This window comes from Pseudomonas sp. MPDS (assembly GCF_013283895.1).
Classification (GTDB): Bacteria; Pseudomonadota; Gammaproteobacteria; order Pseudomonadales; family Pseudomonadaceae; genus Aquipseudomonas; species Aquipseudomonas rhizophila.
Window position 1 is genome coordinate 3,231,485 of record NZ_CP054128.1, and the last position, 19,054, is coordinate 3,250,538.

The window sequence follows — 19,054 nt, forward strand, 5'->3', positions numbered from 1 at the left end:
ATGAAAATTCGCTCACAAATCGGCATGGTCCTGAACCTGGACAAATGCATCGGCTGTCACACCTGCTCGATTACCTGCAAGAACGTCTGGACCAGCCGCGAAGGCATGGAATACGCCTGGTTCAACAACGTCGAATCCAAGCCTGGCATCGGCTACCCCAAAGAGTGGGAAAACCAGGACAAGTGGAAGGGCGGCTGGATCCGTAACGCCGACGGTTCGATCAACCCACGCATCGGCGGCAAGTTCCGCGTGCTGGCGAACATCTTCGCCAACCCGGACTTGCCGAGCCTGGACGATTACTACGAACCGTTCGACTTCGACTACCAGCACCTGCACACCGCGCCTTTGGGCGAGCATCAGCCCACCGCACGGCCGCGCTCGCTGGTGTCCGGCAAGCGCATGGAGAAAATCGAGTGGGGCCCGAACTGGGAGGAGATCCTGGGCACCGAGTTTGCCAAGCGGCGCAAGGACAAGAACTTCGACCAGATCCAGGCGGACATTTACGGCGAGTACGAAAACACCTTCATGATGTACCTGCCGCGCCTGTGCGAGCACTGCCTGAACCCGGCGTGCGCGGCGTCCTGCCCGAGCGGGGCGATCTACAAGCGCGAGGAGGACGGCATCGTCCTGATTGACCAGGAGAAATGCCGCGGCTGGCGCATGTGCATCAGCGGCTGCCCGTACAAGAAAATCTATTTCAACTGGAAGAGCGGCAAATCGGAGAAATGCATTTTCTGCTACCCGCGCATCGAAGCCGGGATGCCGACGGTTTGCGCTGAAACCTGCGTCGGCCGCATCCGCTACCTCGGGGTGTTGCTGTACGACGCCGACCGCATCAGCGAAGTGGCGAGCACCGCCAACGAGCACGATCTGTATGAGAAGCAACTGGAGATCTTCCTCGACCCGAACGACCCGGCGGTGATTCGCCAGGCCCTGGCCGACGGCGTGCCGCAGTCGGTGATCGACTCGGCGCAACGCTCGCCGGTCTACAAAATGGCCGTGGACTGGAAACTCGCGCTGCCGTTGCACCCGGAATACCGCACCTTGCCAATGGTCTGGTACGTGCCGCCACTGTCGCCGATCCAGAACGCTGCGGCGGCCGGCACCGTGGGCATGAACGGGGTGATCCCGGACGTCGACAGCCTGCGCATTCCGCTGCGCTACCTGGCCAACATGCTCACCGCTGGCGATGAAAAACCGGTCAAGCGCGCCCTCAAGCGCCTGCTGGCGATGCGTGCCTACAAGCGTTCCGAACAGGTGGACGGCGTGCAGGACCTGCAAGTGCTGGCCGATGTCGGCCTGAGCGTGAACCAGGTGGAAGAGATGTACCGCTATCTGGCCATCGCCAACTACGAAGACCGTTTTGTCGTACCAAGCGCCCACCGCGAAGACGCCATGAGCGATGCGTTCGCCGAACGCTCCGGTTGTGGTTTCAGTTTCGGCAGCGGTTGCAGCGGCAGTACCGACACCAACATGTTCGGCGCCAAGAAGGCCAACCGCCGCGACGTCATCAAAACCGTGCAGTTGTGGGAGGAATGAACATGCGCATTCTCAAGGTGATTTCGTTGCTGCTCGATTATCCGACCGAAACCCTGGTGGCCGGTCGCGACGAGCTGGAGCAGGCGATTGTGCAGGCACGGGAAATCAGCCCGAAGCAGCGCGCTGCGCTGTTCGAGTTGCTGGAACTGATCTGTGGCCAGGACCTGATGGACGGCCAGGAGCACTACGGCGCGCTGTTCGGCCGTGGGCGCTCGCTGTCGCTGCTGCTGTTCGAACACGTCCATGGCGAGTCCCGCGACCGGGGCCAGGCCATGGTGGACATGATGGCCCAGTACGAAGAGGCCGGTTTTGCCATCGGCGTGAAGGAACTGCCCGATTACATCCCGCTGTACCTGGAGTTTCTCTCCACCCGCGAAGACATCGAGGCCCGCGAAGGACTGGCCGATGTGGCGCATCTGCTGGCCTTGCTGGCGGCGCGTCTGGAAGAGCGCGAGAGTGCCTACGCCAGTTGTTTCCGGGCCTTGCTGCAAATCGCTGGGGCCGAGCCCCAGGTGGCGGTGGCCGAGTTGCGTGAGCAGGTCAAGGCCGAGCCACGCGACGACTCCCTCGAAGCCCTGGACAGGATCTGGGAAGAGGAAGCGGTGGATTTCATGAAGGCCGAGCAGCAGGACCGTTGCAGTTCGCTGCCGAGTGCGCCGGGCAAGGCCCGGGACGAAAGCGCGGTGCCGTTGCATTGGGTGGATTTTCAGCATGAAGGACGGGCCGCTGCGCCCGCCGGGGAGGTGGGCAATGTCTAAATGGGATCTGTTGATGTTCGGGGTCTACCCCTATGTCGCCTTGGCGATTTGCCTGATCGGCAGTTGGGCGCGGTTTGACCTGTCCCAGTACACCTGGAAGGCCGGCTCCAGCCAGATGCTGAGCAACCGTGGCATGCGCGTGGCGAGCAATCTGTTCCATGTCGGTGTGTTGTTCGTCCTGGCCGGCCACTTTGTCGGCCTGCTGACGCCGGCGGCGATCTATCACCATGTGTTGAGCACTGAGAACAAACAGTTGCTGGCGATGGTGTCCGGCGGGTTCTTTGGGGTGCTGGGTCTGATCGGTCTGGTGATGCTGCTCAACCGGCGGCTGAGCGACCCGCGAGTGCGCGCCACGTCCAGCACGTCGGACATCCTGGTGTTGGTGGTGCTGCTGGTGCAACTGGTGCTGGGGCTGATGACCATTGTGGCGTCCACCGCCCATATGGACGGTTCGGTGATGGTGATGCTGGCCGACTGGGCACAGAACACTGTGCTGTTGCGTCCGGTGGAGGCGGCCGCGGCCATTGCGCCGGTGGGCTTGGTCTACAAGCTTCATGTGGTACTGGGCCTGACCCTGTTCGTGCTGTTCCCGTTTACCCGTCTCGTCCATATCGTCAGTGCGCCGGTCTGGTACCTGGGGCGTCGTTATCAAATCGTGCGGCAGAAGTTCTAAGGAGACGATCATGGCTAGTGGATGCGGATGTGGCGGCGGTAACGGGGGCAGCGGCGGCTGCGGTTCTTCAGCGAAAGCAGCGCCAGTGACCCCGCCGCTCAGCGATATCGAGCCGGCGGGCGCGGTGCAGTTCGAACCGGCCCAGTCCGGGCCGGTGCCAGGTGATGAAGCCCCGGCACAATTGATTGCCAGCAGTGAGCAGGAGTGGCCGATCATCAGCGTCAACGGGGTGTCGATCACCCCCCAGGCGATGGCCCAGGAGCTGCAGTATCACCCGGCTGAGAGCCGCGAGGATGCGGTCTACCAGGCGGCCCGGGCGTTGGTGATCCGGGAGTTGCTTCAGCAACGCATCGCCGAGCTGGGGCTGGCGTTGCAGGTGGGCGCCGGTGAAAACGAAGAGGAGGCGGCCACGCGGCTGTTGCTCGAGCGTGAGGTGCAGGTGCCGCAATGTGATGAGGCGACCTGCCTGCGCTACTACGAAAGCAATCGGGCGCGCTTTCACAGCGCCCCCTTGCTGGCGGTGCGGCACATTCTGCTCGAATGCGCACCGGACGACGCCGAAGCGCGCGACCAGGCTCACGGCCAGGCCGAAACCCTGCTGCAACGCCTGGACGAGTTCCCCGGCAGTTTTGCCGAACTGGCGTTGAACCACTCGGCCTGCCCGTCCAAGGCACAGGGCGGCTCGCTGGGGCAGATCAGCAAGGGCCAGACCGTGCCCGAACTGGAGCGCCAGTTGTTTGCCTTGCCGGCGGGCCTGGTGGGCAAACCGCTGGAAAGTCGCTACGGCTGGCATGTGATCAGCATCGATCAGCGTGTCGAAGGCCAACCGTTGCCTTATGAGGCGGTGGCGACGGCGATTCGCACCCAGCTGCAACAAGGCGTGTGGCAGAAGGCGCTGGTGCAGTACCTGCAAACCCTGATCGGTGCAGCGGACATTCGCGGCATTCATCTTCAGGGCGCCGACTCGCCGCTGGTGCAGTGAGCACCGGCTCAATCAGGGGACAGACATGAACGCCGTGTTGCAGGACGGATTTGGGCGCCAGATCGACTATCTGCGGATGTCGGTGACCGATCGTTGTGATTTTCGCTGCGTGTATTGCATGGCGAAAAACATGACCTTCCTGCCGCGCCAGCAGGTGTTGACCCTGGAGGAACTGCACCGATTGGCGCGGTTGTTCGTGGGGCTGGGGGTCAAGAAAATCCGCCTGACCGGTGGCGAACCGCTGATCCGTCCGGGCATCGTCGGGTTGTGTCGCGACATCGCGGCATTGCCCGGCCTGCGGGAACTGGTGATGACCAGCAACGGTTCGCAGCTGGGGCGACTGGCCCGGCCGCTGGTCGATGCCGGGGTCAAGCGCATGAACATCAGCCTGGACAGCCTGGATGGCGAGCGCTTTCGGGCGATCACCCGTAACGGCGATCTGGATCAGGTGCTGACGGGCATTGAAGCGGCGAAGGGCGCAGGGTTTGAGCGGATCAAGCTCAACTGCGTGGTGATGAAAGGGCGCAACTTCGATGAAGTCCCGGCGCTGGTGCAGTACGCCATCGAGCAACGCATCGACATCAGCTTCATCGAGGAAATGCCCTTGGGTGAGGTCGGGCGTTCCCGGGGCGAGTCGTTCTGCTCCAGCGATGAGGTCCGGGCGGTCATTGCCAATCATCACCGGTTGCTCGACAGCACCGAAAACAGCGGCGGCCCGGCGCGTTATGTGCGCCTGGAGCAGCACGCGCAGACCCGGATCGGTTTCATTTCCCCCAATACCCACAACTTTTGCGCCAGTTGCAACCGGGTGCGCATGACCGTTGAAGGGCGGTTGCTGCTGTGCCTGGGACAGGAAGATTCTCTGGACCTGCGCAGTTTGTTGCGGCGCTATCCGCTGGACGATCAACCGCTGATCCAGGCGGTACAACAGGCGCTGCGCGGCAAACCCCTGCGTCACGACTTCAACCCTGGCGGGGAAGTGCAGATTGTGCGGTTCATGAACATGAGTGGTGGGTGAGCCTCAGCGCAGATGTTGAATGGACCGCCGTTATCGCGAGCAGGCTCGCTCCCACAGGGATTTGTGGTGTACGCAGAAAGAGCAGACACCTGAAAACCCATGTGGGAGCGAGCCTGCTCGCGATGGGTTATACCGGTCGACATCTCAAGCGGCTGATCCACCCTCGATTCTTGATATCGATCAATTGCAACCCTGACTTTTGGCCGTACTCTCCACTGCATATTGTGTTTTAAGCCTGTTAATTATCTATATGTAGTGTCTGGAGCCAAAATGCAGAGCACGTTGATCTCAGTAGGCTGTAACCGCTTGCACAAGCGCGATGGCAGTGTGGTTGCCTTCGACGCGGACAAGATCCGCCAGGCGCTGATCGCCGCCGGCAAGGCCACCGGCGAATACGCTGAGGGGGAGGCTGAAGGGTTGCTGGAAGCGGTGCTGACGCGATTGGAAGGACAGACGCGCTTGAGCGTCGAGCAGATCCAGGACCGTGTCGAGCGAGTGCTGATGGACGCCGGTTTCTTTCTGGCCATGCGTGCCTATATCGTCTACCGCGAGCAACATGGACGCATGCGCCGGGATCGTCGCACCCTGGTGGAAGTCGCCACCTCGATGAACGAATACCTGGACCGCGAAGACTGGCGCGTACAGGCCAATGCCAACCAGGGTTACTCCCTCGGTGGGCTGATCCTCAACGTATCGGGCAAGGTCACCGCCAACTATTGGCTCGACGAGGTCTACAGCCAGGCCATCGGCCAAGCGCACCGCGAGGCCGACCTGCATATCCACGACCTGGACATGCTCGCCGGTTACTGCGCCGGCTGGTCGCTGCGCACGCTGCTGCACGAAGGCCTCAATGGGGTGCCGGGACGGGTTGAGGCCGGGCCGCCCAAACATTTGAGCAGCGCCTTGGGGCAGATGGTGAATTTCCTCGGCACGCTGCAAAACGAATGGGCCGGTGCCCAGGCGTTCAGCTCGTTCGACACCTACCTGGCGCCGTATGTGCGCAAGGACAGACTCAGCTATGACGAGGTCCGCCAGTCGTTGCAGGAGTTCATCTACAACCTCAACGTCCCGTCACGCTGGGGTACGCAAACACCTTTTACCAACCTTACGTTCGACTGGGTCTGCCCGGAGGATCTGCGCGAACAGATTCCGGTGATCGGTGGCGAGGAGATGCCGTTCGCCTACGGTGATCTGCAAGTGGAAATGGAATTGATCAATCGCGCCTACATCGAGGTGATGCAGGCCGGTGATGCAAAGGGCCGGGTGTTCACTTTCCCGATCCCGACCTACAACATCACCCATGACTTCCCGTGGGACAGCGAGAACGCCGACCGCTTGTTCGAGATGACCGCCCGCTACGGTCTGCCGTATTTCCAGAACTTCCTCAACTCGGACATGCAACCCAACCAGGTGCGCTCGATGTGCTGCCGCCTGCAACTGGATGTGCGCGAGTTGCTCAAGCGCGGAGGAGGCCTGTTCGGCTCGGCGGAACAGACCGGCTCACTAGGTGTGGTGACGATCAACTGCGCACGCCTGGGCTACCTGTACAAAGGCGATACCAGCGCATTGCTGCAACGCATCGATACGCTGATGGAACTGGCGAAGGAGAGCCTGGAGGTCAAGCGCAAGGTCATCCAGCACCACATGGACGCCGGGCTGTACCCGTACACCAAGCGCTACCTGGGCACCCTGCGTAATCACTTCTCCACCATCGGCGTGAACGGCCTGCACGAAATGCTGCGCAATTTCACCGATGACCAGCAAGGCCTGCATACCGAGCAAGGCCGGGCATTCGCCCTGAAACTGCTGGATCACGTGCGCGCCACGCTGCTGCGCTTTCAGGAAGAAACCGGCCACCTCTACAACCTGGAAGCCACCCCTGCCGAGGGCACCACCTACCGTTTCGCCAAGGAAGACCTCAAGCGTTACCCCGATATCTTGCAGGCCGGCAGCCCGATCGCCCCGTATTACACCAACTCGTCGCAGTTACCGGTGGGCTTCACCGACGATCCGTTCGAAGCCTTGGAGCTGCAAGACGAACTGCAATGCAAATACACCGGCGGCACCGTGCTGCACCTGTACATGGCCGAGCAGATTTCCTCCACACAGGCCTGCAAGCAGCTGGTGCGCAAGGCCCTGGGACGCTTCCGGCTGCCGTACCTGACCATCACGCCGACGTTTTCCATCTGCCCGGTTCACGGCTACCTGGCCGGGGAACATGAGTTTTGCCCCAAATGCGACGAGGCCTTGCTGTTGCAACAGCAGGTGGCAGGCAGCGTTCACTGATCCGATCCATCGACCGCAAGGAGCTTCATCCATGAACGCATCACAATCTCTTCCGCAGGCACAGCGTCAACGTTGCGAAGTCTGGACCCGCGTGATGGGTTATCACCGTCCGGTGGCGGCCTTCAACCCAGGCAAACAGTCCGAGCATCGCGAACGGGTTCACTTCACTGAAAGCGCGGCCGGGCGTCCATGAGTCGAGCGCTACGGGTTGGGGGCATGGTGCCCCTGACCACCCTCGATTATCCGGGCCAACTGGCTTGCGTACTGTTTTGCCAGGGCTGCGCCTGGCGTTGTCGTTATTGCCACAACCCGCAACTGATCCCGCCGCGCGGCAGCGAAGAGGTGGATTGGTGTCGGGTGTTGGCATTTTTGCAACGTCGCCAGGATCTGCTTGACGCCGTGGTGTTCAGCGGTGGTGAGCCGACCCTGCAGGACGGCCTGGCGCCAGCCATGGAGCAAGTGCGGCAGATGGGTTTTCGCATCGGCCTGCACAGCGCCGGCATCAAACCGGCGGCCTTCGCCAAAGTGGTCGGGCAAGCCGACTGGGTTGGCTTCGACATCAAGGCCTTGCCCGAAGACGCCCTGGACGTGACTCGGGTTCATGGCAGCGGTGCCGCCAACTGGCGCAGCCTCGACTATCTGCTGGCCAGCGGCGTGGATTATGAATGCCGGACCACCGTGCATTGGCATTTGTTCGATCCCGAACGGTTGTTGACCCTGGCTCGCCGCCTGAGCGAGCAGGGCGTCACGCGTTTCGCTGTGCAACTGGTGCGCACGGCCCGGATGCTCGACCCCCATCTTTCCAGTGTTTCGGCACAGGCCTTGCAGCCGGAGTTGTGGGCCGCCATGCGCGAGTTGTTTCCCTCGTTCGTTTTACGCAGTTGACCGTCCCCGGGGATGAACGACCGACAGCGGTTCGGGATCGCCGGGCCGCTCTTTTTTATGGCTTTTTTTATGGTTTTCAAATGCGCTGCCAATCGGCAGGTAGTTGAACAGGGAGCATTTGATATGACCAGACTCACCACTGCCCACCGTATCGTGATCGGTTTTGCCATCGCTCCACTGGCGTTGATCGCCCTGGCGTTATACGCCTTGAACGACCTGGCCACGCTGCGCGACCAGGCGGTGCAAATCGTCAGACAGGATTGGCCGAAGATCGACCCGATCATGGTGATCGCCACGGGTGTGCGCGATAACGCCAGGAACACCCGGGACCTGTTGATCGACAAGAACAACGCGCAGGTCCAGCAATCGATCGACATGACCCGGCAACGTATTACCCAGGCCTTTACCACGCTGGAGCCGCTGTTCGATCAGCCGGAAGGCAAAGCGGCGTATGCGGCACTGAAGAAGCACCGTGAGGCGTATGTGGCCGCGTTCGTTCAGGTGCAGGCGTTGATTCGCCAGGGAGCCACGGACGACGCGATGACGCAACTCAAGCAGGGCGTGATGCCGGCCGAGCTTGAGGTCTACAAAAGCCTGGAAGGGCTGATGGCGATGCAGGGCCGGTTGTTTGTCGAGCGTGAACAGCTGGCCCAGGCGCGCTACAGCGACGCGCGGCGCAACATGCTGACACTGGTGCTGGCCTGCCTGGCCCTGGTCAGTACCGTTGCGGTCCTGGTGACCCGCAGCGTGACCCGTCCGCTGGGTGGCGAGCCCGATGATGCGGCGCGGGTGCTGAGCCAGATTGCCCAAGGCGACTTGACGATCCGCGTGCCGCTGGACGCCGGGAGTGCAAACGACAGCGTAATGAGCAACATGCATGACATGCAGCAGAGCCTCAACAGCATGGTCCGGCACATTGCGGCTTCGGTGGATCGGGTGGCCAGTTCCTCCGAAGAGCTGAGTGCGGTGAGCAGTCAGACCAACAGCACCCTGGAACTGCAAGGCCAGGAAATCGAACAGGCCGCGGCGGCCGTGAACCAGATGACGGCGGCGGTGGACGAAGTGGCGCGCAATGCGGTGAGTACCAGCGAAGCCTCGCGGATATCCGAGCAAACCGCCCAGCGCGGTCGTGAGCAGGTTCAGGAGACCGTTGCTTCGATCAGCGCATTGGCGCTGGGGGTGACGGACTCCTCGGGACGCATCCAGCAGTTGGCAGGCAGGGTCGAGCACATCAGTTCGGTGCTGGACGTGATCCGCGGCATTGCCGATCAAACCAATCTGCTGGCCTTGAACGCCGCCATTGAAGCAGCCCGCGCTGGCGATGCCGGGCGTGGTTTTGCCGTGGTGGCCGACGAAGTCCGGGCACTGGCCCATCGCACCCAGGATTCGACTCGGGAAATCGAGGAGATGATCGGCAACATCCGCCAGGACAGCGAGCACGCCGTGACCGCCATGCAAAGCAACAGCGAACTGGTGCAGACCACTTTGCAAGTGGCCCGCCGCTCCGGCGATGCCCTGGATGAAATCGCCCGTTCGATCTCGCAGATCAACGAGCGCAATCTGATGATCGCCAGCGCCACCGAAGAACAGGCGCTGGTAGCCCGAGAAGTGGACCGTAACCTGGTGGGTATTCGCAACCTGTCCGAACAGGTATTGCTCGGGGCCCGGCATACTGATACCGCCGGTCAGGACCTGGCGCAGATGGCCGGCTCACTGCATGAGACCGTTGCGCGGTTCAAGGTCTAGGCCAGCCCCGCGTCAGCTGTTGTGAACCACACAAATCCACCGTGGGAGCAAAGCTTGCTCGCGAGGCGTCTGCACAGCCAACACCGCTCAAACTGACCCACCGCGATCGCGAGCAAGCTTTGCTCCCACAGGGTTTTGCGTCGTTCCAAGGTATCGTGAACGTTAGCGATCCGCTGTGGGAGCAACGCTTGCACTGCGTGTTCACCATCCCCAGAACTGCAACCACCAGCCATAACCCACCAGGCCATTGGCCAATACCAGGCAGGCCATTGCGAGGGGCCGGCGGGTTGCATGTTCCAGGCGCTTGTAGCCCAGCCACAGACTCCAGGCGATTGCCGCGACCAGCAGCGCGGCCCGAGCCGGTTGTACCCAGTCGAGCAACAACCCTTCATAGCGCAGCAGTTTGACGGTGGTGGCCGACAAGCCGAGGAACAACCCTGCACCGCCGAGGGGCGTCAGGGTGATGGCCAAGGGCCAATACTGTGCAGGATCGCCCGAGAGTCTTGCCGCCAGGCGCATCAACAGCAGCAGCGACGTGCCCAACAGCAAGGCACTCATGCCCAGATAAGCGACGATGCAAAAGCCATCTAGCCAACTGAAGCTGTCATTAAGCTGCGGATAGTGGGTCAGCAACCACCAAGGGGCGTTGTCTTGCAACGGCCAGAACAGCTCATGGGCGACCAGCCATTGGGCCAGGCTCTGCTTCATGGCAATGAACCAGGGGCTGACGGTCCACTGAAAAGCCCCCATGGCCAGGCCAATGACGCCGAACAACAACAAGCGCGCGTCCCAAGGCGAAAGGGTGGTTGCGCTCGAGTGAAGGATTTCCTCGTTACTGGAACGGGCTATCAGGCGTACCGCATCGCGCTGGCCGCTGCAGCGACCACAGGCGTGGCAATCGGCGGCACCGCGCATCCGGCGAATGTCCAGCAATGGCGCGCAGTTGGGAGGCGGTCGGCGCGGCGCGGGGTTTTCCAGCCAGCGTTGCTCGTTCACCTGGAAGTGCACCGGCGCCAGGCGAGCAAGCAGGGCAAAGACGCCACTGACTGGACACAGGTAGCGGCACCACACGCGCTTGCCTCGGGCGAACAGCAGGCCAACGATCACCGCTGCGACCGTCGAGCCCCCCAGGATCAACAGCGCCGCCTGGGCATAGTCATAGACGCTGATCAACTGCCCATAGATCGTGGTCAGGCAGAACGCCAGGGTCGGCCAGCCGGCCCAACGCACCCCGCGTGGCACGCCCAGGCCTTTGCCATACTGGCTGGCCCATTCACTCAAGGCACCTTCAGGACACAGCACGCCACACCAGAGTCGACCGAACAGCACAATCGACAGCAACACGAAAGGCCACCAGATGCCCCAGAACAGAAACTGCGCCAGCAGCGTGAGGTTGTCCAACAGCCGAGCCTGGCTGCTGGGCAATGGCAACAGCGCCGGCACCACCAGCAGTACCGCATAGACCAGCACCACCGCCCATTGCACGGCGCGAATGGTTGCGCCGTGGCGCCGCATGCCGTCGCCCAGACGTTGCAGCCAGAGGTTCAAGTCGGACATGGCAGCGTTTGCGCTTTGCGTGGCCGCAGCCAGCCGGCAACCCCCAGCCAGTAGCCGAGCCACACCAACAAGGTCATGGCACTGGGACTGGCTCGATAGCCGGTGAAGTCCGCCAGGAAACCGCCCAAGCCGTGGCCGTCATCCAATATCGCGCTGCTGTCCCAGAGCGCGTCGCCGATGCCTTGGTAGACCACTTCGGGCCAGTCCATCGCCAGCAACTGACCGCTGATCCGCTCAATGCCGCTGACCAGCAGCGCTGCCCCCAATAACAACAGAATGGTTTCGCTGATGGCAAAGAAACGCGGCCATGAGATGAACCGTCGACTGCCGTGCAGCAAGACGATGGTCAGCAGCGCCAGCAGCAGGCCGGCCACCGCGCCCACGGCGAACAAGCCCAGTGGCGCCCCTTGCAGACGTGCCCCGGCGCCATACAGGAAGACCACGGTTTCACTGCCTTCGCGGCTGACGGCCAGCAGCGCCAACACCATCAGCCCCCATCCACCCTGGCGGCTGAAACGATGGTCGGCGTGACGCGTCAGATCCTGTTTCAACGTCCCGGCGTTTCGGTGCATCCAACCGACCATTTGCACGATCAGCAGACTGGCGACCAGCGCCAACGCCGCCTGGAACCATTCATTGGCCGCGCCGCTCATGGCTTCGCCGGCCAACAGAATCAGACCGGCCAAGATGCCCGACAACAGCAAACCCAGCGCCACGCCAGCCCACACGAACTGCAACAAGCGACCGGCCTGTTGCTGCCGGCTGACCCAGGCCTGGAGTATGCCGATTACCAACAGCGCCTCGACGCTTTCGCGCCAGACAATAAACATGGATTGAGTCATGCAAACGCCTCCTGTTCGCCGACTACTGGGCGAGGATGCCGCCCTCGGGCAGTTGCGGGTTGAATTCATCGAAAAACGGATAGTGCCCGGGGCGCAGCGGGTGAATGACGACAAACGTGGTAACGCCGGGCGACAGGACCTTTTCCACCCGCAGGGGCGTGCTCTCGAATTCCGCCGGACCCTGGCCGACGTTTTTCAGCACGATCTTGAAGCGCTGCCCGGCCGGTACTTCCAGCAGCGGCGGGGTGAAATGGCCGTCGCGCATGCTCAACTCGTAAGTAAGCAGTTGGGCATGGGCGATTGAAGGCAACAGCAAGCCGGCCAGCACCCACCCGGCCAGCTGTCGCGCTGTTCGGCTCGTTGAACGACGCATCTTCAATACCCGCCTTTTTTGCCAATCCCGGCGTAGACGAATTCGTAATGCAGTTCACAGCGCTCGAACCACGGTGCCACGCCGGTTTCCTTGTCGGTATGACGGCCGAGGGAGCCATGGCCGCCGGGCGGCAGGACGGTGAAGGTCAATTGGTATTTGCCGGGGCCCAGCAGCTTGACGTTGTCGCCATAGTGCGGCCCGTCATTGGCCACCATGGCGTGGAAGTCGCCCTTGAGCGGGGTGTTGTTGCCTTGTTTTTTCAGTTGGAACGACACGTTGAGGTAGGGCACGAAGCTGCCTTCCTGGAAACCTTGCTGGTTGTCGGCCGTGGCCCTGATATCGGCCTCCAGGTGAACGTCAGACTCGGCGGTTGGGCGCATCATGCCGGCCGGGGCCATTTCGATCGGTTGCAGGTACACCGCGCCGACCTCCAGGCCCGGGCACATTTGCGGTTCGCCAATGGGGTATTCCTTGGCCTGGGACAGAGGGGCGAGAAACAGCAGGGCGAGAGACAGCGGAGCGAGGGTACGCATGGGAAGACTTCCTGAGGACTAAGGGATGGCCGAGTCTAGGAAGCTTTGCTGCGAATAATAATGATTCTTGTCAATTTTCGGGGCATTTAACCCGCCAGGAACGCCGATACCGTCATGCCGGTGGTTCTTGATCGATATCAAGGGCACTTCGGCCCTGACACGCTAGGGTACAGGCACACCCATCGGCTATACGGGGGCGTCATGGCAAAGCCTTTTCCAATCAGTCCGAAACATCCCGAGCGCATTTGCTGGGGCTGCGACCGTTATTGCCCGGCCAGTGCCCTGGCGTGTGGCAACGGTGCGGATCGAACCATGCACCCGGCCGAAATGATCGGGGAGGATTGGTACCTGCATGGTGATTGGGGGGTGGAGTTGGTGGACATTAGCGCCAAGGTCATCGATCCAAGCGCCACTCACCCGAAGGAATGAAGTGAACCTGTGGCGAGGGGATTTATCCCCGCTGGGCTGCGTAGCGGCCCCAAGATTTGCGGTCGCTGCGCAACCGAACGGGGATAAATCCCCTCGCCACATTAACGCCCATTTTCCCGGACAGGGGATCACAACTTCGGCAACTGTCCGATCCGCCCCATCATCTCGGTCACGATCTGCAGGTCCAGCAAAAACTGCTCGACGGTCTTGAACTCGTTGTCGTTATGCCCGGTGTACTTGACGTCGGGCATGGCCAGGCCGAACTGCACGCCGTTGGGCAAGTCATGAACCGAAGTGGCGCCAGCGGAGGTGCCGTACTTGTGCTCCATGCCGAGGTTTTCGCTGGCCACGGCCAACAGTGCCTTGACCCATTCACCGTCCGGGTTGCGATACATCGGCTCATCAATTGAATAATCGAACGCCACGGTGACCTCCGTCTTCTTGCTCCAGGCGGCCAGTTTGTCGGTGATTTCAGCCTTGATCGCTTCCGTCGGCTTGCCCACCGGCACGCGCAGATTGACGGCCAGCTTGAAGGCTTTGTCATCCATGCCGACATACGTCAGGGAAGCGGTCAGCGGCCCCATGAAGGCGTCGGAAAAGCCAATCCCCAGTTTGCTTCCCAGGTAGTCCAGGCCCCAGTTGTCGGCGGCAAAGCGGGCGGCATCGGTGATGTGGTTGTGCTTGAGCGCAACCTTGCCCTCGAGGCTGTTGATGAAGTCCAGCATCCTCGCCACCGGGTTGACCCCGGACTCTGGTTCTGAGGAATGAGCGGACACGCCGGTGAAGGTCAGTTTGACGTCTTTACCGACGACCGCGGTGGTCACCTGGAAGTCGCCGCCATTGCCCTTGGCATACGCGGAAGCGGCTTTTTGCAGCGTCGCGGCCAGTTCAGCAGGCTGATCGCCCACGAAGGTAGCGACCGATGTGGACGGAATCTGATTGGTGGCCAGGCCACCGGTCATCGCCGTGATCTCAGCGCCTTTGCCCTGGGCCGCACGCCGGGCGAAGTTGGCCATGACGGTGCCATAGCCTTTTTCGGCAATCACCACCGGGTAGCCGCCATCCAGCGCCAGGTTGTAGTTGGGGGTTGGGTTGCGCTCGAAGTAATAGGGGATGGCGTCGCCGGTGGTTTCCTCGGTGGTGTCTACCAGCAGTTTGAAATTCCTCACCAGCGGCAGCTTTTCTTCCTTGATGATCTTCATGGCGTACAGCGCCACGACAATGCCGTTCTTATCATCTTCGGTGCCCCGGCCGTACATGCGGTCGCCCACCAAGGTGACCTTGAACGGATCCAGACGTGTGCCGTCTTTCAATACCCAGTTTTCCGGGGTCACCGGCACGACGTCGGCATGGGCGTGAATGCCCACGACTTCGTCGCCACTGCCATGCAGTGAAATCTCGTAGACGCGGTTGTCGATGTTGCGAAAGTCCAGGTTGAAGGCTAGGGCAAGGCGCTTGATCTTGTCCGCGATCTTGAGGAACTCGGGGTTCTCGTGCTGGGCAACACCGTCCTTGCGAAAGGTCGGGATCGCCACCAGTTCGCTCAGGGTTTCGGTGGCGGCGTTGCCGTATTTCACCCGTGCATAGAGGCCGAGCAGACGATGAATTTCGTTCTGCTGCTCAGCCGTAAGGGGTTTGTTGTCGAGGAACGTGCTGATGGCCGGGCCGAGCTTGGCGGTTTCGGCCAACTCGCTTCTGGCCACGTTTCCCAGGAACTGCCTGAAGTCGGTGACGGAGGTGTCAGCGAGGGTTTTGACAAGGGCCGAACTCTGTTGCGCAGTGATGTTGGCCAAGGCGGGTGGAGTGATCGACGCCAGGCTGGACAGCAGCAGGGTGCTCACGGCCAGGTGCTTGAGGGATAAGTTCATTGGTAGAGGCATTCCTTTGCAGACGGTGGGAAAGAAGTGACTGATTGATGGAACACTCACTTACAACCTAGCACCGAGAAGGACCTGCCGGGAGTTTTGTAATCAACATTAATGCATGCCGATCCATTGCTATCGCGAGCAGGCTCGCTCCCACAAGGGATTAGGGGTGGTCACACGATCTTGTGTCCACTTTGCAATCCCTGTGGGAGCGAGCCTGAACTGGCCTAATGATTTTGGACACTTCAATCGGGCGCTATGATGGCGCCCAAATCTGAGGTGTTTGGATATGCGCAAATCTTATTCCAGTGAGTTCAAGCTCAAGGCTGCCAGCATGGTGCTGGACGAGGGCCAGTCCGTTCCCGAAGTCTGTGCCAGCCTGGATATTGGCCCTACCGCCTTGCGCCGTTGGGTCGACCAGGTTCGCAAAGAGCGCTTGGGTTCGACCCCCGAGGGGGCTAAGGCGATTACCGCCGATCAGCGAGAGATTCAGCAGCTCAAAGCGTTGCTCAGGCAAAAAGACCTGGACATTGAAATCCTAAAAAAGGCCAGTGCTCTCCTGCTTTTGGACTCCAAAGATCATTCTCGTTGATCAACGAGCTGGACGAGCAGTACGGCGTTAACAATTGCTGTCGGGCGTTTGGGGTCAACCGCAGCAGCTTTTACGCCTGGCGTCAGCGCCAAGGCAAGGTGAAGCCTGAGCGGGAGAAACTCAAAGCCGTGCTGGTCGAGCATCACAAGGAATCCAGAGCATCCGCCGGGTCTCGCACCCTTTCCAAGGAACTGCAAGCAAAGGGGCATCGTGTCGGGCGACATCTGGCTCGCAGTTTGATGCGCGAAGCCGGTGTTGCCAGTCATCAGCGGCGGCGGCACAAGTACAAATCTTCCGGCGTGGAAGCGCTGGTAGCGCCGCATGTGCTCAAGCGCAAGTTTGATGTCACGGCGATCAACCAGGTGTGGTGTGGAGATGTGACGTACATCAAGGTGGGTAAGCGCTGGATGTATTTCGCGGCAGTGTTGGATTTGTTTGCTCGCCGGATCGTGGGGTGGTCGTTTTCAATGATTTCCGATGCCACGCTGACCTGCGAAGCGTTGCGAATGGCGGTTCAATTGCGAGGCTGTCCAAAAGAGGTGCTGTTTCATTCTGACCAAGGTTGCCAATACACCAGCCACAAATTCAGGAATGAGATGCGCAAGCATGGACTCCTGCACAGCATGAGTCGTAAAGGTGAGTGCTGGGACAACGCCCCGATGGAGCGTTTCTTTGGGAGCCTGAAATCAGAGTGGGTGCCAGACGATGGCTACAGCTCGGAGCATGAAGCCCGCGTGGATGTGCAACGTTATGTGATGCGATACAACAACGTCAGGCTCCATAGCTACAACGACTACCGGTCGCCGGTAGCCATGGAGAAACTGGCGGCGTGAAACCTTAACTGGTGTCCAGAATTACTTGACCAGTTCAGCCTGCTCGCGATTGCTTAATGCGGCGCGCGAGGGATCGTCTTGAGCAGGTCTTCCGGGCTGATGTGACCGACGATGGGCTCCGCGCTGCTGCCCGGCAGCGGCAGGTCGAGGATGTGCCCCTTGATCTTGCCGACCACATGCATCTCGCAGGGTTTGCAGTCGAACTTCAGCGTCAGCACCTCGTCACCATGGATCAACTGCATCGGCGCAACCTTGGTGCGCACGCCGGTGACGCCCTTGGCCTGCTTGGGACAGAGGTTGAACGAGAAACGCAGACAGTGCTTGGTGATCATCACCGGTACTTCACCGGTTTCTTCGTGGGCTTCGAACGCCGCATCGATCAGTTTCACACCGTGGCGATGATAAAAATCCCGGGCCTTCTGGTTGTAGACGTTGGCCAGGAACGACAGGTGCGACTCCGGGTACACCGGCGGTGGATTGGTCTCGGCCTTGCGCCCCCCTCGGGGATGGGCCTCGACACGGGCGGTGGTCAGGGCTTCGATGACTTCGCGGCGCACTGCCTTGAGCTGCGAGTTGGGAATGAAATACGCCTGGGGCGCATCCAGCTCGATGGCGGTGGCGTGGTACTCGGTGGTGCCCAGTTGGCCGAGCAGGTCGTGCAGTTGCTCCAGCGCCTGCTCCGGCTTGTTCGCCAGGCCGAATGGCCCGTCCAGGCTGACGCTGGCGCTGACGCCTTCCTCGCTGGTAGCAGTCAGCTCCAGGCGCTCTTCACGCAGGCGTGCGACCCAGGCAACGCCCACCCGGCGCTCGGCGGAGGTCTTGAGCAGCGCTTGCTGCCAGTTGTGGTCCAGGTTACGACTCAGCGGGTGGTTGGGGCGTAATGTGTGCAACCCTGCCGGCATTTCATTGGGCTCGACGCGGTAGCGGTAACGCTTCTGGCCGTCTTCCTCGAATTCGCCCTTGGGCTCGGCGATGTTGGCGCGAAAACCCACCACTTCACGCTTGACCAGCACGTTGAGGCCATCGCCGTTGGACAGCGGATCAAAGGTCACGACTTGCAGGTCGCGCTTGCCGACTTTCTCCACCACGCCCACCGGCACGCCGGTAAAGGTCGGGGAATCGAAGGCGCCGATGTCGATCTTGCGCTCGCTGACGAAGTAGTCGGTGCTGCCGCGGTGGAACGTCTTCTCCGGGTCGGGCAGGAAGAAGTGCGCGGTGCGACCGCTGGAGGCGCGGGCCAGGTCCGGACGGTCTTCGAGGACATCGTCCAGGCGCTGGCGGTAGTAGGCGGTGATGTTCTTCACATAGCCCATGTCCTTGTAGCGTCCTTCGATCTTGAACGAACGCACACCGGCTTCGACCAGGGCGCGGATGTTGGCGCTCTGGTTGTTGTCCTTCATCGACAGCAGGTGCTTCTCATAGGCAACCACCCGGCCCTGATCATCCTTGAGGGTGTAGGGCAGGCGACAGGCCTGGGAGCAATCACCACGGTTGGCGCTGCGGCCGTTCTGGGCGTGGGAGATATTGCATTGGCCGGAAAACGCCACGCACAGCGCGCCGTGGATAAAGAACTCGATGGCCGCGTCGGTTTCGTCGGCGATGGCGCGGATTTCCTGCAGGTTCAACTCCCGCGCCAGTACCAGTTGGGAGAAACCGGCCTGATCAAGGAACTTTGCCCGTGCCAGGGTACGGATGTCGGTCTGGGTGCTGGCGTGCAGTTCGATCGGCGGGATGTCCAGTTCCATCACCCCTAGATCCTGGACGATCAACGCATCGACACCCGCATCGTACAACTGGTGGATCAACTGGCGGGCCGGCTCCAGTTCGTTGTCATGCAGGATGGTGTTGATCGTGGTGAACACCCGGGCGTGGTAGCGATGGGCGAACTCCACCAACCGGGCGATATCACTCACCTCGTTACAGGCGTTGTGACGCGCGCCGAAACTCGGGCCACCGATGTACACGGCGTCAGCGCCATGCAGGATGGCCTCGCGGGCGATGGTCACGTCGCGGGCGGGGCTGAGCAATTCCAGATGATGTTTGGGCAAGGACATTTGTTTTTAGTCAGGCTGATCACGGTCGAAGCGCGCATTGTAGCCGCCAGGCGCCCGGCCGGCACCTGTGGACTTGGATTTGCGCGATA

General features: G+C 61.3%; 18 protein-coding genes. 12 read left to right on the forward strand and 6 right to left on the reverse strand.

Annotation, left to right across the window (positions count from 1 at the left end):
- The 9 genes from narH to HQ912_RS14235 all read left to right on the forward strand — a co-directional run bounded on the left by narH (position 1) and on the right by HQ912_RS14235 (position 9,887).
- Positions 1 to 1,539, forward strand: coding sequence for a nitrate reductase subunit beta (gene narH / locus HQ912_RS14195; protein WP_047229171.1), 1,539 nt, complete (start codon positions 1 to 3; stop codon positions 1,537 to 1,539).
- 2 nt (positions 1,540 to 1,541) lie between these two features.
- Positions 1,542 to 2,297, forward strand: a complete 756-nt coding sequence (gene narJ / locus HQ912_RS14200; protein WP_047229170.1) for a nitrate reductase molybdenum cofactor assembly chaperone — start codon at positions 1,542 to 1,544, stop codon at positions 2,295 to 2,297.
- Positions 2,290 to 2,970 carry a respiratory nitrate reductase subunit gamma gene (gene narI, locus HQ912_RS14205; RefSeq protein ID WP_047229169.1) on the forward strand — a complete coding sequence of 227 codons (681 nt, stop codon included), beginning with the start codon at positions 2,290 to 2,292 and terminating at the stop codon, positions 2,968 to 2,970. Before narJ ends, narI begins: the two co-directional genes overlap by 8 nt.
- A 10-nt stretch (positions 2,971 to 2,980) precedes the next feature.
- A complete protein-coding gene (locus tag HQ912_RS14210; protein ID WP_173406920.1) occupies positions 2,981 to 3,952 on the forward strand; it encodes a peptidylprolyl isomerase in 972 nt (323 codons plus the stop codon).
- Between the two features lie 25 nt (positions 3,953 to 3,977).
- Positions 3,978 to 4,970, forward strand: a complete 993-nt coding sequence (gene moaA / locus HQ912_RS14215; RefSeq protein ID WP_173406921.1) for a GTP 3',8-cyclase MoaA — start codon at positions 3,978 to 3,980, stop codon at positions 4,968 to 4,970.
- A 270-nt stretch (positions 4,971 to 5,240) separates the two neighbouring features.
- Positions 5,241 to 7,256 (forward strand): ribonucleoside triphosphate reductase, encoded by a 2,016-nt coding sequence (locus HQ912_RS14220; protein WP_173406922.1) that lies wholly within the window; start codon positions 5,241 to 5,243, stop codon positions 7,254 to 7,256.
- A 31-nt stretch (positions 7,257 to 7,287) separates the two neighbouring features.
- Entirely contained in the window at positions 7,288 to 7,449 is a 162-nt protein-coding gene (gene nrdD, locus HQ912_RS14225; RefSeq protein WP_003182303.1) for an anaerobic ribonucleoside-triphosphate reductase, read from the forward strand.
- Complete coding sequence (locus tag HQ912_RS14230; RefSeq protein WP_047229165.1) at positions 7,446 to 8,141, forward strand: anaerobic ribonucleoside-triphosphate reductase activating protein; 696 nt, start codon at positions 7,446 to 7,448, stop codon at positions 8,139 to 8,141. The genes nrdD and HQ912_RS14230 overlap by 4 nt, the downstream gene beginning before the upstream one ends.
- Before the next feature lie 123 nt (positions 8,142 to 8,264).
- Positions 8,265 to 9,887 (forward strand): methyl-accepting chemotaxis protein, encoded by a 1,623-nt coding sequence (locus HQ912_RS14235; protein ID WP_076384523.1) that lies wholly within the window; start codon positions 8,265 to 8,267, stop codon positions 9,885 to 9,887.
- Positions 9,888 to 10,088: 201 nt separating this feature from the next.
- On the opposite strand, the gene HQ912_RS14240 is transcribed toward HQ912_RS14235, so the two are convergent.
- Genes HQ912_RS14240 through HQ912_RS14255 form a run of 4 tightly spaced genes read right to left on the reverse strand, consistent with a single transcriptional unit; the run spans position 10,089 to position 13,192 of the window.
- Positions 10,089 to 11,444 (reverse strand): 4Fe-4S binding protein, encoded by a 1,356-nt coding sequence (locus HQ912_RS14240; protein ID WP_173406923.1) that lies wholly within the window; start codon positions 11,442 to 11,444, stop codon positions 10,089 to 10,091.
- Positions 11,432 to 12,286, reverse strand: a complete 855-nt coding sequence (locus HQ912_RS14245) for an FTR1 family protein (protein WP_173406924.1) — start codon at positions 12,284 to 12,286, stop codon at positions 11,432 to 11,434. The genes HQ912_RS14240 and HQ912_RS14245 overlap by 13 nt, the downstream gene beginning before the upstream one ends.
- Before the next feature lie 22 nt (positions 12,287 to 12,308).
- On the reverse strand, positions 12,309 to 12,659 hold the full coding sequence (locus HQ912_RS14250) for a cupredoxin domain-containing protein (RefSeq protein ID WP_107322434.1): 351 nt from the start codon (positions 12,657 to 12,659) through the stop codon (positions 12,309 to 12,311).
- Between the two features lie 2 nt (positions 12,660 to 12,661).
- On the reverse strand, positions 12,662 to 13,192 hold the full coding sequence (locus tag HQ912_RS14255) for an iron transporter (protein WP_173406925.1): 531 nt from the start codon (positions 13,190 to 13,192) through the stop codon (positions 12,662 to 12,664).
- 201 nt (positions 13,193 to 13,393) lie between these two features.
- On the opposite strand from HQ912_RS14255, the gene HQ912_RS14260 reads away from it, so the two are divergent.
- Complete coding sequence (locus tag HQ912_RS14260; RefSeq protein ID WP_076384533.1) at positions 13,394 to 13,621, forward strand: DUF3079 domain-containing protein; 228 nt, start codon at positions 13,394 to 13,396, stop codon at positions 13,619 to 13,621.
- Between the two features lie 128 nt (positions 13,622 to 13,749).
- Here HQ912_RS14260 and HQ912_RS14265 read toward each other — a convergent pair whose 3' ends face one another.
- Positions 13,750 to 15,489 (reverse strand): dipeptidase, encoded by a 1,740-nt coding sequence (locus HQ912_RS14265; protein ID WP_173406926.1) that lies wholly within the window; start codon positions 15,487 to 15,489, stop codon positions 13,750 to 13,752.
- 286 nt (positions 15,490 to 15,775) lie between these two features.
- On the opposite strand from HQ912_RS14265, the gene HQ912_RS27815 reads away from it, so the two are divergent.
- Together HQ912_RS27815 and HQ912_RS14270 are read left to right on the forward strand one after the other, a co-directional pair.
- Positions 15,776 to 16,078, forward strand: a complete 303-nt coding sequence (locus HQ912_RS27815) for an IS3 family transposase (protein ID WP_047230570.1) — start codon at positions 15,776 to 15,778, stop codon at positions 16,076 to 16,078.
- On the forward strand, positions 16,075 to 16,911 hold the full coding sequence (locus HQ912_RS14270; protein WP_047230569.1) for an IS3 family transposase: 837 nt from the start codon (positions 16,075 to 16,077) through the stop codon (positions 16,909 to 16,911). The genes HQ912_RS27815 and HQ912_RS14270 overlap by 4 nt, the downstream gene beginning before the upstream one ends.
- Positions 16,912 to 16,964: 53 nt before the next feature.
- On the opposite strand, the gene HQ912_RS14275 is transcribed toward HQ912_RS14270, so the two are convergent.
- Positions 16,965 to 18,965, reverse strand: a complete 2,001-nt coding sequence (locus HQ912_RS14275) for a peptidase U32 family protein (RefSeq protein ID WP_076384537.1) — start codon at positions 18,963 to 18,965, stop codon at positions 16,965 to 16,967.
- Between the last annotated feature and the right edge of the window lie 89 nt (positions 18,966 to 19,054).